Source organism: Acinetobacter lwoffii (assembly GCF_049367455.1).
In the GTDB taxonomy this organism is placed as follows: Bacteria; Pseudomonadota; Gammaproteobacteria; order Pseudomonadales; family Moraxellaceae; genus Acinetobacter; species Acinetobacter lwoffii_W.
This window is the reverse complement of sequence record NZ_JBMPXW010000001.1, coordinates 1,043,012-1,056,745: the sequence shown is the minus strand read 5'-3', so window position 1 is coordinate 1,056,745 and position 13,734 is coordinate 1,043,012. Positions and strand designations below refer to the sequence as shown.

At 44.9% G+C, this 13,734-nt stretch carries 11 protein-coding genes; 8 read left to right on the top strand and 3 right to left on the bottom strand.

Annotation, left to right across the window (positions count from 1 at the left end):
• Window positions 1-48: 48 nt before the first annotated feature.
• A complete protein-coding gene (gene asd, locus ACO1B7_RS05070) occupies window positions 49-1,167 on the bottom strand; it encodes an aspartate-semialdehyde dehydrogenase (protein WP_004647391.1) in 1,119 nt (372 codons plus the stop codon).
• A gap of 188 nt (window positions 1,168-1,355) precedes the next feature.
• On the opposite strand from asd, the gene ACO1B7_RS05065 reads away from it, so the two are divergent.
• Window positions 1,356-2,486, top strand: a complete 1,131-nt coding sequence (locus ACO1B7_RS05065; protein ID WP_423089877.1) for an endonuclease/exonuclease/phosphatase family protein — start codon at window positions 1,356-1,358, stop codon at window positions 2,484-2,486.
• Window positions 2,487-2,809: 323 nt separating this feature from the next.
• On the opposite strand, the gene ACO1B7_RS05060 is transcribed toward ACO1B7_RS05065, so the two are convergent.
• The gene (locus ACO1B7_RS05060) at window positions 2,810-3,745 is read right to left on the bottom strand and encodes an LpxL/LpxP family acyltransferase (protein WP_005261737.1); all 936 of its coding nucleotides are present in this window, start codon (window positions 3,743-3,745) and stop codon (window positions 2,810-2,812) included.
• A gap of 107 nt (window positions 3,746-3,852) precedes the next feature.
• Window positions 3,853-5,757, bottom strand: coding sequence for an ATP-binding cassette domain-containing protein (locus ACO1B7_RS05055; protein WP_423089876.1), 1,905 nt, complete (start codon window positions 5,755-5,757; stop codon window positions 3,853-3,855).
• A gap of 33 nt (window positions 5,758-5,790) precedes the next feature.
• Between ACO1B7_RS05055 and ACO1B7_RS05050 the strand changes: the two genes are divergently transcribed.
• The 7 genes from ACO1B7_RS05050 (at window position 5,791) to ACO1B7_RS05020 (ending at window position 13,694) form a co-directional block, all read left to right on the top strand.
• Complete coding sequence (locus ACO1B7_RS05050; RefSeq protein WP_004278477.1) at window positions 5,791-6,036, top strand: SlyX family protein; 246 nt, start codon at window positions 5,791-5,793, stop codon at window positions 6,034-6,036.
• A gap of 367 nt (window positions 6,037-6,403) precedes the next feature.
• Window positions 6,404-7,408, top strand: coding sequence for a hypothetical protein (locus ACO1B7_RS05045; protein ID WP_423089875.1), 1,005 nt, complete (start codon window positions 6,404-6,406; stop codon window positions 7,406-7,408).
• 70 nt (window positions 7,409-7,478) lie between these two features.
• Window positions 7,479-7,928 (top strand): hypothetical protein, encoded by a 450-nt coding sequence (locus ACO1B7_RS05040; protein ID WP_004647398.1) that lies wholly within the window; start codon window positions 7,479-7,481, stop codon window positions 7,926-7,928.
• A 30-nt stretch (window positions 7,929-7,958) separates the two neighbouring features.
• The gene (gene topA / locus ACO1B7_RS05035; protein WP_423089874.1) at window positions 7,959-10,601 is read left to right on the top strand and encodes a type I DNA topoisomerase; all 2,643 of its coding nucleotides are present in this window, start codon (window positions 7,959-7,961) and stop codon (window positions 10,599-10,601) included.
• A 93-nt stretch (window positions 10,602-10,694) separates the two neighbouring features.
• Entirely contained in the window at window positions 10,695-11,702 is a 1,008-nt protein-coding gene (locus ACO1B7_RS05030; protein WP_114541278.1) for an NYN domain-containing protein, read from the top strand.
• A gap of 31 nt (window positions 11,703-11,733) precedes the next feature.
• Window positions 11,734-12,489: a hypothetical protein gene (locus ACO1B7_RS05025; protein ID WP_180037976.1), complete on the top strand. Its 756-nt coding sequence runs from the start codon at window positions 11,734-11,736 to the stop codon at window positions 12,487-12,489.
• A 65-nt stretch (window positions 12,490-12,554) separates the two neighbouring features.
• Entirely contained in the window at window positions 12,555-13,694 is a 1,140-nt protein-coding gene (locus ACO1B7_RS05020) for a glycerate kinase (RefSeq protein WP_423089873.1), read from the top strand.
• The last annotated feature ends 40 nt before the right edge of the window (window positions 13,695-13,734 follow it).

Here is a 13,734-nt window from a genome sequence, read left to right as displayed (position 1 = left end):
AAAAGCCGATCAATAAAGATCGGCTGTGGGCTTTATATCCAAAGGATATTAGGCATTTTTATAATCAATCAGAATACGCAGCATACGGCGTAACGGCTCGGCCGCACCCCAAAGCAACTGGTCACCTACAGTGAACGCACCCAGATATTCTTTACCCATATTCAGCTTGCGCAGACGGCCGACTGGAACGCTTAAAGTACCTGTTACAGCAACAGGCGTCAGATCAGTCATGGATGCTTCACGAGTATTTGGAACCACTTTAGACCAGTCATTGGCACGTGCAATGATGTCTTCGATTTCATCCAAAGGTACATCTTTTTTCAATTTCAGGGTTAATGCCTGAGAGTGACAACGCATGGCACCAATACGCACGCAGTGACCATCAATTGGCACGATCTGCTGGTTGCCCAGAATCTTGTTGGTTTCAACCTGACCTTTCCATTCTTCTTTCGACTGGCCGCTTTCCAGTTGCTTGTCGATATAAGGAATGAGTGAACCAGCCAAAGGAACGCCAAAGTTTGCAGACGGGAAGCCTTCACCACGTTGTAGTTCAGCAATTCTAGAGTCGATATCCAGAATTGGAGAACGCGGATCATCTAACAACTCTTTGGTATTGTTATATAAATAACCCATACCATTGATCAGTTCACGCATGTTCTGCGCGCCAGCACCAGAAGCGGCCTGATAGGTCATTGATGTTGCCCATTCCACCAGATTGTTCTGGAACAGACCGCCCAGGCCCATCAGCATCAAGGAAACTGTACAGTTACCGCCGACAAAAGTCTTGGTGCCTTTGACCAGACCATCTTTGATCACATGCATGTTGACCGGATCAAGTACGATGATGGCTTCATCATCCATACGTAAGGTCGATGCTGCATCAATCCAGTAACCGTTCCAGCCTTCAGCTTTCAGTTTCGGGAAAACTTCAGAGGTATAGTCGCCACCTTGACAGGTAATAATGACATCCATTTGCTTCAGACTGTTAATGTCTGATGCATCCATAAGTGCTGGGGCAGTCTTACCGCCAAATGCCGGCGCTTCACCGCCTGCATTACTGGTAGAGAAATAGAATGGCTCAAAATGAGCAAAATCATTCTCTTCAACCATACGTTGCATAAGGACGGAACCGACCATCCCGCGCCAACCGACCAGACCTACTTTCATGTCACTTTGCCTCGGTGCGTTAAAAAATCAAAAGGGATTCGAGTGTACCAAAAAGGGACTCAACTGCAAGAGCTACACAATCAAAACATCAATATTCTTGAGCGAAATATCTGCTTTATGATACATACAAAATTGATAACGTCATTTTTCTTTTAGAAAAAATAATAACTTAATTAAGAGCGCAGTTTATGATATGGGTTATCCAAATTCTGGCAATCATTGTCATTTGGTTAAGTTTTTGGTCACTGATACCACGCGATGAATGGTGGATTCGGGGTGCGGATTTTCCACGCTTACAAATTCTGGTATTAGGCTTTATCGCCTTTGTGCTGTTCTTGGTTCTGGAGCATCCCTGGAACTGGTTGAATCAGCTACTTTTTATAGGGCTGATGGCGGCTTTGGCCTATCAGCTGAAAATGGTATTGCCTTATACCTTTATCTGGAAAAAACAGGTCAAACAGGTTAAGCAGGATCAATTAGATCCGCAGCGGCAAATCTCATTGATGGTCTGCAATGTTCTGACCACCAATAGCAAATATCATTTACTGATCGAGCAGATCCAGATTCATCAGCCAGATCTGGTTTTAACCCTGGAAACCGATCAAGCCTGGCAAAATGCACTCTCGGTGATTGAAGCTGATTATCCTTATCGCGTGCCTGTGCCTTTAGATAATCTGTATGGCATGCATCTATATAGCAAGCTTGAACTCAGTGAAACCGAGGTTAAATTTATTCTGAGTGATGAGATTCCCTCCATTCATACCACGGTGATCTTACGCTCAGGACAACCGGTACAGCTCTACTGTCTGCATCCCAAACCACCCAGTCCGACCGAGGCCAAGGATTCCACCTTACGTGATGCTGAACTGCTGATTGTCGGTGATCAGATTAAAGATCTGGATGAAAGCTGTATCGTGATGGGCGATCTGAATGACGTGGCCTGGTCACGTACCACACGCCTGTTTCAACGCATTAGTGGGTTGCTGGATCCGCGGGTAGGACGTCATTATGTGAATACTTTTCACGCAGATTATCCTTTTTTCCGCTGGTCGCTTGATCACGTCTTTCACAGTACCGATTTTGCCTTGGTACATATGGAGCGTTTACCACATGTAGGTTCTGACCATTTTCCGGTCTTTCTGGTTTTGCAAACAGGTCGGATATTCGAGCATATTCAGGAAGAATTAGAACAAACTGATGAAGATGAGCAGGAAGCACAAAAAGCTATTGAAGAAGGTATTCAGAAAGCAGAGAAAGAGGAAAAAATAGTCACTGATGAAGTTGCTCTGGCATATAAAGAAGGGGGCAAAATCTCTTAGCTTTTTAGAAGAAAAGTGTACGATATTGCTTACAACAGTTTACGCTTCTTGCGAATGGGCAGGGGTTGGGAATCTGGGTATTCTAGGTTTATCAGCACAGGGAGTCGAGAAAGGATATTCTCATAAGGAAGACGAAGCTGAATGAAAACATCATGGATATGATGCTGAAAGGGAAATCACAAAAAAGCAGAACGAATTATAATATGTGAAAGCACAACCTCATTAACCCGAGTTTTACAGGATGTAGAGCTCGGGTTAAATTATTTCAATTACTTAAACATGATTTTAAGCTATAGCCCTTCAAATTCCGTGATCAAATCGATTTAGTAAATTGATTTATAACCTTCAGGGCGAGTCTTAAAACGGCGGTGGAACCACATATATTGGGTCGGTGCGATGCGCAACTGCTGCTCAATCACCCGGTTCACGCGAGTGGCATCTTCAACTTCATTCTCACTAGGGAAGTTTTCCAGTGCCGGTTCAATGAGCACATGGTAGCGCGGATTGTTAATATCGCCATGACGGTAGAAATATAAAGGAATTGCAGCCGCTTTGGTCATTTTCAGTAAACGGCGATGTGCGGTTACAGTCGCCGCAGGCACGCCAAAAAAAGGTGCCATCACGCCTTGTTTTAAACCATAATCCTGATCCGGACTGTACCAGATCGCATGGCCATTTTTCAGGTTACGTACCAGACCGCGCATATCATCATGGTCAATCTGATTGGCATAAATTGTGGCGCGACAACGGTAAATCAGCATGTCCAAAAGTGGATTATTCTGCGGACGATAGACCACATCCGGTTCAAAATATTGTGCGCACAGGTAGCCACCTGCATCCAGCAAAGTTGAATGCGTGCCTAATAACAGCATGCCTTGGCCTGCGGCTTGTGCCTTCTGAATATGTTCCAAGCCTTCAATACTGACGCGGCCCTGAAACCATTTCGGACTGTACCAGGCATTCAGCGTCTCAAACACCCCCAGCATTTGATCGATAAATACCTGACGGGCATTGTCCTGTACCTGCTTTTCAGACCATTCGGGAAAGCAGACTTCCAGATTACGCAGCGTGGTTTCACGGCGTGATTTCAAGTATTTAAAAGAAAGGTGGCCCAGCAGGGACGCCAGACGATGCTGAATGGCCCAAGGTAAGATCGCCAGAATCATCAGGAAAATAATGCCTAGCCATTTGCCCCAGTATTGAGGTAACAGGAATGACCATTGAAATTCACCGGGTTGATATGCAGGCTGAGTACTCATAAAACAATTTAGGGCCAAAAGATTAAATGCAGTCTAACAGAGAAGATTATTGAAATAAAAAAGCATCTGTACGAATACAGATGCTTGAGTAAAAGCTCGGGGAATATTTAGCCGTTACTTAGATTGTCCAGCTCTTCCCAGCGCTCTAATTTTTCCAGTAACAGCTCATCAATTTCGGATAAACGGTTAGAAAGTTTCAGTGCTTTATCAGAATCAGTGACAAATAAAGAGCCATCAGCCAGTTGTGTATTGATCTCGGCCTGCTCTTTTTCCAGTGCTTCCATTTCAGCAGGAAGTTGCTCGAGTGCGCGCTGGTCTTTATAACTGAGTTTAACTTTTTTGGCAGCGACCGGTGCAGTCTCAGCTTCTGCTTTGGCCATGGCTTTTTTCACGGCACTTTTTTGATCAACGACCGTTTGATCCGGACGCTGTTCAAGATAATCCTGATAACCGCCGACATATTCGTCGATATTGCCCTTACCATCAAAGACCCAAGTTGATGTCACCACGTTGTCCATAAAGGCACGGTCATGCGAGATCAACAGCAGAGTGCCTTTGTAGCCACCGAGCATTTCTTCCAATAACTCTAAAGTCACCATGTCCAGGTCGTTGGTTGGCTCATCCATCACAATCAGGTTCGATGGTTTCAGCAACAGTTTCGCTAGCAGGATACGGTTGCGCTCACCACCTGACAAAGCTTTGACTGGGGTACGGGCACGTTCTGGCGAAAACAGGAAGTCTTGCAGGTAGCTATAGATATGACGGCGGTTGCCATTCACATCCACATGGTCAGAACCTTCTGATACGTTATCTTTCACAGATTTTTCCAGATCCAGTGCATTACGCAGTTGGTCGAAATAGGCTACTTCCAGCTGTGTACCGGTTTTCACCGTGCCGCCATGCTCAAGCTCGCCCAGAATGGCTTTAATCAGTGTGGTTTTACCGACACCGTTATCACCGACCAGACCGATACGGTCACCGCGTAAAACCAGTGCCGAGAAGTTGTTAATGATCGGTGCATTGTCACCGAATTTCACACTCAGGTTCTCAATCTCAAAGACCAGTTTGCCGGAACGGTTGGCATCCTGAGTCGCCATCGCCACTTTACCTTGTTGCGAACGGCGCGCTTTGGATTCTTCACGCAGTGCTTTTAGAGCGCGAACACGACCTTCGTTACGGGTACGGCGTGCTTTGATGCCCTGACGGATCCAGACTTCTTCTTCAGCCAGCTTTTTATCGAAGAGCGCATTTTGCTTTTCTTCAGCTTCCATCTGCTGGGCTTTCAGGTCTAGATAACGTGAATAGTTACCTTCATAGCTACGTAGTTGACCACGATCCAGCTCGACAATACGGGTGGCAATGCTATCGACAAAGGCACGGTCATGCGAAATGAACAGCAGGGTCAAATTGTTTTGATCGAGCAGGAATTTTTCCAGCCATTCGATACTTTCAACGTCTAAATGGTTCGTCGGTTCGTCCAGTAACAGCACATCGGGTTGGGTAAGTAAAGCACGTGCCAGTAGTACACGACGCTTACGACCACCAGATAAATCGGCAAGATCTGCATCCGGGTCCAGGCCCATTTTGCTTAAAATCGAATTGACTTTGGTTTCCAGCGCCCAGCCATCCAGCTGATCCATTTTGTGTTGCAGGTTGCCCATACGATCACAGGCGTCCATGTCACCGAGTACACAGGCTTCACTGGCAGCATGATAAGCACGCAACACTTCCGACGCTTCACCAGCGCCATCTGCCACGATATCAGCCACTTTGCCTGAATCCATCGGTACATCTTGCGCCAGCATGGAAATAGTAATACCGTTTTGTAATGAAACTTCGCCGTTGTCAGGCAGTAAACTTCCTTCAATCAGCTTAAGTAAGGTAGACTTACCCTCACCATTACGGCCAATCAAACACACTCGTTCGCCGCGTTCCAAGTTAAAATTCGCGCCGTCGAGCAGGGCGGGTCCACCAAACGCAAGTTGGACATCCCTAAGGGTAATATAGGCCATAATGTTTCCTGAAATCCCCAATGAGGACTTTAAATGACTAAACAACAAAATCTAAATGATCAGGCGTCATTTTCCGCACCCATTGAAGATTTGCAAGTGCGAATTGCATTTTTAGACGATTTAGTTGAACAGTTGAATGATCAGGTGGCCAAACAGACCCTGGAAATTGCTGATCTGAAAAAGCAAATGACGCTGTTATATCAACGTGTTGAGTCTTCAGATCTGTCTGAAGGCATTGCAGAATTTGATCCGGTTGCAGATCGCCCACCGCATTATTAATTTGCAACCAATGATTTAATCAACAACAACCCTTAGCTGATCTAAGGGTTTTTTATTGAAAAATAAAAATGAGCCAATCGATAAGATGTTAAAAAGAGAAATATTATTTTTTTGAATTGGCTTTTAAATTGCCTTAAATCCGCATATAAAAGTAATCAAGCGCAGCGCGATCATCAAGTTTAAAAGAGTTTTTCTGCTGAAAACAAACATTCGCGCTCGTAAACAGATTTCTTTCAGGCATTTCATAAAATGCAGTTTGGCCCTCTGCCGAAACAGGCCTGCACCCATTCAGTCGTAAAATTATTTGACCTTTCACTCACTTCCTACTCTAATACCGGCTCTCAGGTACATTCCGGAATTGCGTCCCATGCACCCAAAAGTTGTTCTACTCGACCTCGAAAATAATTTCCCCACAGCCAAGTTAATGCGTGAGATTGTGGCGCATTATTCGACTTTATATCTGTTTAGCTGTGCTGGAAAATTTGAATTCTCCTTAGAGGATTTAACCGAGCTTGCCGGCTGGGTTAGCAGTGGTCAGGTGGTGGTACTGGATACGCCTGAATCGCCACAAAAAGAATATGAATATGCGGTTATTGTCGGTCAGCTTATGGCGCTACTGGAGCCGGAAACCGAGGTTGAATTGATCTCGGCGATGGACACCTGCGAGATGTTGCAGCAGATGCTGCAGGCTTCTGATATTCCGTGTCACCTGATTCAGATTCAGCCTGATGAGACACACATTCCAACAGATCAACCTAAAAATCATCTTCCCAGTCTGGATACCATCAAGAACAAACCCGCCTTGCAGCTGGTGAAAAAATACTGTGATGCATTAGGGAAAATGAGCGGCAAACCGAATACGGTGGAAACCCTAAAAAACTCAGTGGCGAATATTCTGCAAGTGATGCCGGTAAAAGCTCAGCATGTGGTCGGCATGTTGATTAACCTGAAAATCGTCAAACGCTATGACGAGCAAATCAGCTTCCGAAAAAAAGTCCTGAAACAATGGCTGCAGCTCAATCTGGATGAACAAAGCCCGGTTGAAAATCCGAAACTGGATCAGGTCATTTCCCAACTGAAAGCAGATGAAGCTCCAGTTGAATCTGAAACACTCAAGTCACCGATCCAGTCGGCACAGCAAGACCTGTTCAAGAACTTTGGCCGGATCGATCCGGTACAACTCGAAGTGGCGCGTAAACTGCGTGAATTGCAGGGCGATAAACCCAAAGACATTTATGAGCTGCGTGATTTACTGGAACAGTTATTTCCAAAATCGGACATCCGCTTGCTGCTGAAGGAGTTGATCGAGAAAGGTTATATTTACTGGAATGGTCACGAAATTTTATATAGTCATGAAATGTTCCTGAATTAATTTTATCGTGCAAACTTGCGTTTTATATTGTGCTTATGCAACTCTAATAATAGAACATAAAGGTTGAACTATGGAAAACACTGGAATCTGGGTGACGGTGGTCATCATCATTTTCGTCATAGGGTCGATTTTCGGGTTGCGCGTGAGCCCCCGAGAAAAAGCCTTGGGCCTGATGCGTGACAAAGCCCGTAAAATGGGTTTGCATCCACGTCTGGTGGTGGCACCGGACTGGACCAAAATCCCGAAGGCGACTGAAAGTCGTGCCAGTATGGTCGCGTACTACAGTGTGCTGATGCCAGATGCGCGTTTGCCCTTGATGCGCGCCCGTGTTGTCGATAATAAACTCGAAATCGTGCAGGGTGATGAGAAATTTAAAGATTTTCCCATTGCATTAAAAGGCATTTATGCTATTGATATGCAGGCCAACTGTGTCGGCATGTACTGGGATGAAGAAGCTGATTTAAGAGCGACCCAACTCGACGACATCAAAGCACTGTTACACGCTTTGGCTGAACTTTAATTTAGAAATAAACAGGATTAACGGTTAATTATGGCGAACGCTCCTCGGTCCACATCAAAAAGCAGCACAGTGAAGTCTCCCGACGCTGGAAGCAAGCGTGCCCTAGTGATTGTGGAGTCGCCTGCAAAAGCGAAAACAATCAATAAGTACCTTGGTCCGAACTACATCGTAAAATCATCGGTGGGTCATGTGCGTGACTTACCGACTGGCGGTTCTGCAAAATCGACAGAGAAAAAACCAGCGACACGTACCAAACTGACGGATGCAGAAAAAGCTGAAAAATCACAGAATGCGTTGATTAACCGCATGGGTGTCGATCCGGAACATGACTGGAAAGCCAAATACGAAGTCCTTCCTGGCAAAGAATATGTGGTTGCCGAACTGAAAAAACTGGCATCGCAAGTCGATGAAGTCTATCTGGCAACGGATATGGACAGGGAAGGAGAGGCGATTGCCTGGCATTTAAAAGAAGTCATCGGCGGTGATGATTCGCGTTATCAGCGTGTGGTCTTTAATGAAATTACCAAAAATGCGATTCAGGATGCCTTTAAGCATCCGTCACGTCTGGATACCAATAAAGTCAATGCGCAGCAGGCACGCCGTTTCCTGGATCGTGTCGTGGGCTTTATGATTTCGCCATTGCTTTGGGAAAAGATTGCGCGTGGTCTGTCAGCCGGTCGTGTACAGTCGGTTGCGGTGAAGCTAGTGGTCGAGCGTGAACGTGAAATTCGTGCCTTCATTCCTGAAGAATACTGGCAGGTGTTTGCCGATACCAAATCGAAAAAAGATGATATTCGTCTCGAAGCGGTCAAGCAAAATGGCAAGACGCTCAAGCTGCGCAACAAAGCCGAAACTGATGCCTTATTAAACCTGATCAAAGATGCGGATTATACGGTTTCTGCACGTGAAGATAAGCCAACCAAGGTTAATCCAAGTGCGCCGTATATCACGTCAACGCTACAACAGGCAGCCAGTACCCGTCTCGGTTTTTCTGTGAAGAAAACCATGATGCTGGCGCAGCGTCTGTATGAAGCCGGCTTCATTACCTATATGCGTACCGACTCGACCTTCTTGAGTGATGATGCGGTGAATATGGTGCGTGGTCATATCGAATCCGAGTTTGGCGAGAAGTATTTGCCTGCCAAGCCGAACCGTTATGGCAATAAAGCCGGTGCGCAAGAAGCGCATGAGGCGATTCGTCCATCTATGGTTGGCTTAAAAGGCGACAGTCTGGTGGGTGTTGAGCGTGATGCACAGCGTCTGTATGACCTGATCTGGCGCCAGTTTGTTGCTTGTCAGATGACTCCGGCAGAATATCTGTCTTCTACCATTTTGGTGGATGCCAATGGCGTAGAACTGAAAGCCAAAGGCCGTACCTTGGTCTTTGATGGCTTTACCCGCGTGCGTGGTGCCAATAAAGCCGATGACGATATTTTATTGCCTGCGGTCAAAGTCGGTGAAGTCCTCAAACTTGAGAAACTTGACCCATCTCAACATTTCACCAAACCACCGGCACGTTTTACCGAAGCCTCATTGGTCAAAGAACTCGAGAAAAAAGGCATTGGCCGTCCATCGACCTATGCTGCGATTATCTCGACCATTCAGGATCGTGGTTATGTGAAGCTGGATAACCGTCGTCTCTATGCCGAGAAGATGGGTGAGATCGTCACCGATCGTCTGGATGAAAATTTTAGTAATCTGATGAACTATGCCTTTACCGCAGATCTTGAAGGTCAGCTGGATAAAGTAGCAGATGGTGAGCGTAACTGGAAAGAGTTATTAGACAGCTTCTATGGCGATTTTAAGCAACGTTTGACTACGGCGCAGGGTGAGAACGGTATGCGCCGCAATCAGCCTGTAGAAGTGGATGCAGTACACTGTAAAGAATGTGACCGTCCAATGCAGATTCGTACCGGAACCACAGGCGTATTCTTGGGTTGTTCAGGCTATAACCTACCGCCGAAAGAGCGTTGTAAGGGAACCTTGAACCTGACACCAGTTGAGTCTCTGGCTGCATTATCTGATGATGAGGCTGCGGAAACTGCTGACCTGATGTCGAAGAAGCGTTGTCCGATCTGTGAAACTGCCATGGACAGCTATGTGATTGATGGCGGCCGTAAACTGCATATCTGTGGGAATAACCCGGACTGTAGTGGTTTTGAACTTGAAGAAGGTGAGTTCAAAATTAAAGGCTATGATGGCCCGAGTATCCCATGCGACAAGTGTGATGGTGAAATGCAGCTGAAGACGGGTCGTTTTGGTCCGTATTTTGCCTGTACCAGCTGTGACAATACCCGTAAAGTCTTAAAGAGCGGTCAGCCTGCGCCTCCACGTGTGGATCCGATCAAGATGGAGCATTTACGTTCTGCCAAGCATGACGATTTCTTTGTACTGCGTGACGGTGCAGCCGGTTTATTCCTGGCGGCAAGCAAGTTCCCGAAAGTGCGTGAAACCCGTGCACCGAAAGTGGCCGAGATTCGTTCTGTTGCCGACCAGCTTGATCCAAAGTATCAGTTTATCTTGCAGGCACCTGATGTGGACCCGGAAGGGAATCCAACTCTGGTAAAATTTAGCCGTAAGAACCAGTCACAATATATTGGTTCGGAAACTGCAGAAGGCAAGCAAACCAAATGGTCTCTGGTTTATCAGGACGGAAAATGGGTTGAAGCCTAAACTCTAAGATTCAAAAAAATGCTGACGAAAGTCGGCATTTTTTATGTCAGAATCATGTATATAAAAAATTAAAAATAATATCTTGGGGTGGATGTGGATATTCAGACAAAAAAGTTCGCTGTATTAATCGATGCGGATAATTCTTCTATCAACGCGATTTCATCGGTATTGGAAGAAGTTGCGAAATATGGAATTGCCAGTGTCAAACGTGTGTATGGGGACTGGAGCAGCGAAACTTTAAAGAAATGGCGAGATGTACTCCTTCCTCATGCCATCACTCCGGTACAACAATTCGCTTATACCAAGGGTAAAGATGCGACGGATATGATCCTGATCATTGATGCTATGGATTTACTTTATGCAGGTGCATTAGATGGATTTTGTATTGTATCCAGTGATAGTGATTTCACGCCCTTAGCTTCACGTATTCGTGAAAATGGTCTAACTGTGTATGGCTTTGGCAAAAAAGCTACGCCTGAAGCATTTAAGAAAGCCTGTGACAAGTTCATTTATATCGAAAATTTACTTGTAGATAGTGAAATCAAGCAACAGGAAGATGATGAACTTTCTAATGTTTCCCAAAAGAAAGTATTAAGCTCTGACAAATCTCTTGATCATAAAATTTTGCCTCAGCCTAAGGAAAATTCGAATCTTCCTGAAACGATGGATCGAGCTACGCTGAATCTGATTTATAAAGCCGTAAAAGATAACGCAGATGAAAATGGATGGGCATATCTTGGCTTAGTCGGAACATATATAAATACAGTAAAGCCAGATTTTGATACTCGAAATTACGGATTTGACAAGCTATCTGGCTTAGTAAAAGCCTTGGGAGTATTTGAAACAAAAATGCAAGGTAGCCAAATGTATTTAAGAAAGAGTAGTTTTAGCTCGTTTATCAGGCTTATTCAAAAAGCTATTTATCATTACTCGGAGACTAATGATTGGGTTGAGGTTAAAGACGTTATCAAATATTTAAAGCAAACTGATTTGAATATTAGAAACTACGAAGAAGCTATTGATTCAATTCATTCAGGGTGGCTTGATTTTAAACAGGATGGTGAAATGAAATTTATCAAAGTTAACAAAGTCATAGTTTGATGCTCAACAGTTCGATAGGCGTTTAATAACCATGTGGAAAAAGATTCGGATTCTGATTTTATTAATCATCTTATTGATTGTCGCAGTTAATGCCTATCGTGATCAAAACCAGAACTGGTCAAAGCCAATTATTGTTTTGCTGCATCCGATTAATGCCGATGGATTACCGACCACACAGCAATATATCCAGCAACTGTCGAGGCAGGACTTGAATGGAGCAAGGGAATATCTGGAAAAAACAGCTCAGCAGTATCGCGGACAGCCGACTTATTTTTATTTTAATTTAGGCCGTGAGCTTCAAGTTCTACCACCCAAAGTCCCTGAGCAGGCTTCGCTCATCAATACAGTTTTATGGAGTTTAAAATTCCGGTTCTATGCCTGGAAACAACAACAGAGTTCAGATCCTTCAGCCAATGTGACTTTATTTTTAAATTACTATGATCCTGCGCAGACCAAGCAATTAAAGCATTCAACCGCCTTGCAAAAAGGCCGAATTGGTTCGGTAAATCTATTTGCATCCAAGCAACAGACTGAACAGAATAAAATTGTATTGGTGCATGAATTACTGCATGCCTTTGGCGCCTCGGATAAATATGATTTAGCGACAGGCCAACCGATTTATCCGCTGGGTTATGCATTTCCAGATCAGCAACCCTTATTTCCGCAAGCCAGGGCGGAGCTGATGGCAGGATATATTCCGGTTTCTCAAACCACCAGTAAAATGCCAGAATCTTTAAATCAAACCTTAGTTAATGAGATAACTGCAATTGAACTGGGCTGGAAATAAAGACTTGTGGATAGTGCTGGATTTATCCACAATTTAGACTTCATTTGTGGATAAAAGATCACACCATGCCGCTCACCTTTGTGCTTGCTCCTGACTCGTTTAAAGAAAGTATGTCTGCTGCACAGGCTTGTCAGGCCATGCAACGCGGTATCCAGAACGTCATTCCGGATGCCCACATCATTCATGTGCCAATGGCTGATGGTGGTGAAGGCACGGTTGATGCACTGATTTCAAGCTTAAAGGGGGAAAGTATTGCATGTGAAGTGACCGGGCCATTATCTGAGCAACGTATTCAGACCTATTGGGGTTTGGTTGATGCAAGCCAGACTGCCGTGATTGAAATGGCCAAAGTCAATGGCATTCATTTATTGAAGCCTTCACAGCGTAATCCGATGCTAACTTCGACTTATGGGACAGGAGAAATGATCAAACAGGCATTGGACTTGGGTGTGAAAAAAATCATCATTGGACTGGGGGGCAGTATTACCAATGATGGTGGTGCAGGGATGGCGCAAGCACTGGGTGTGCGGTTTCTAAATCATGCGGGTGAATCAATTCAGGTCCGTGGTGGGAACTTAGATCAGGTCAAATCAATGGATTTATCTGGACTAGATTCGCGTTTAGCAGATACTGAAATAATCATTGCATCAGATGTCAATAATCCATTGTGTGGACCACATGGTGCCTCTTATATATTTGGACCACAGAAAGGTGCAACGCCTGAAATGATCAAGCAACTGGATCAAAACCTTGGACATTTTGCTGATGTGGTTGCTCGGCAGATTGGCCGTGATTATCGTCATGTGGCAGGTGCGGGCGCTGCCGGTGGATTGGGTTTTGGTTTAATGGCATTCACTGCTGCTTCCATTCGATCAGGTGTAGAGCTGATGATTGAACAGGTTCAACTCAACGAGAAAATAGCGCAAGCAGATTATGTATTTACCGGTGAAGGTAAAATTGATTTTCAAACCAAATTTGGCAAAACGCCGTTTGGTGTAGCGCAGGTTGCAAAACACTTCAATAAACCGGTAATTGCTTTTGCGGGTTTAGTCGGTGAAGGGATTAAGGATCTGTTTGAATCAGGATTTAGCCAGATTATTGGTATTAATCCACCAGATTGTCCTTTAGAGGAAGCCTTAAAAAATGCGGAAATGAACTTGGAGAAAGCTGTCGCTGAGATAGTCAAAAATCTTTTGACAGAGTGAAAGTATTTCTCTCTGCTGCAATCCAGCACGCCCTGTCGTC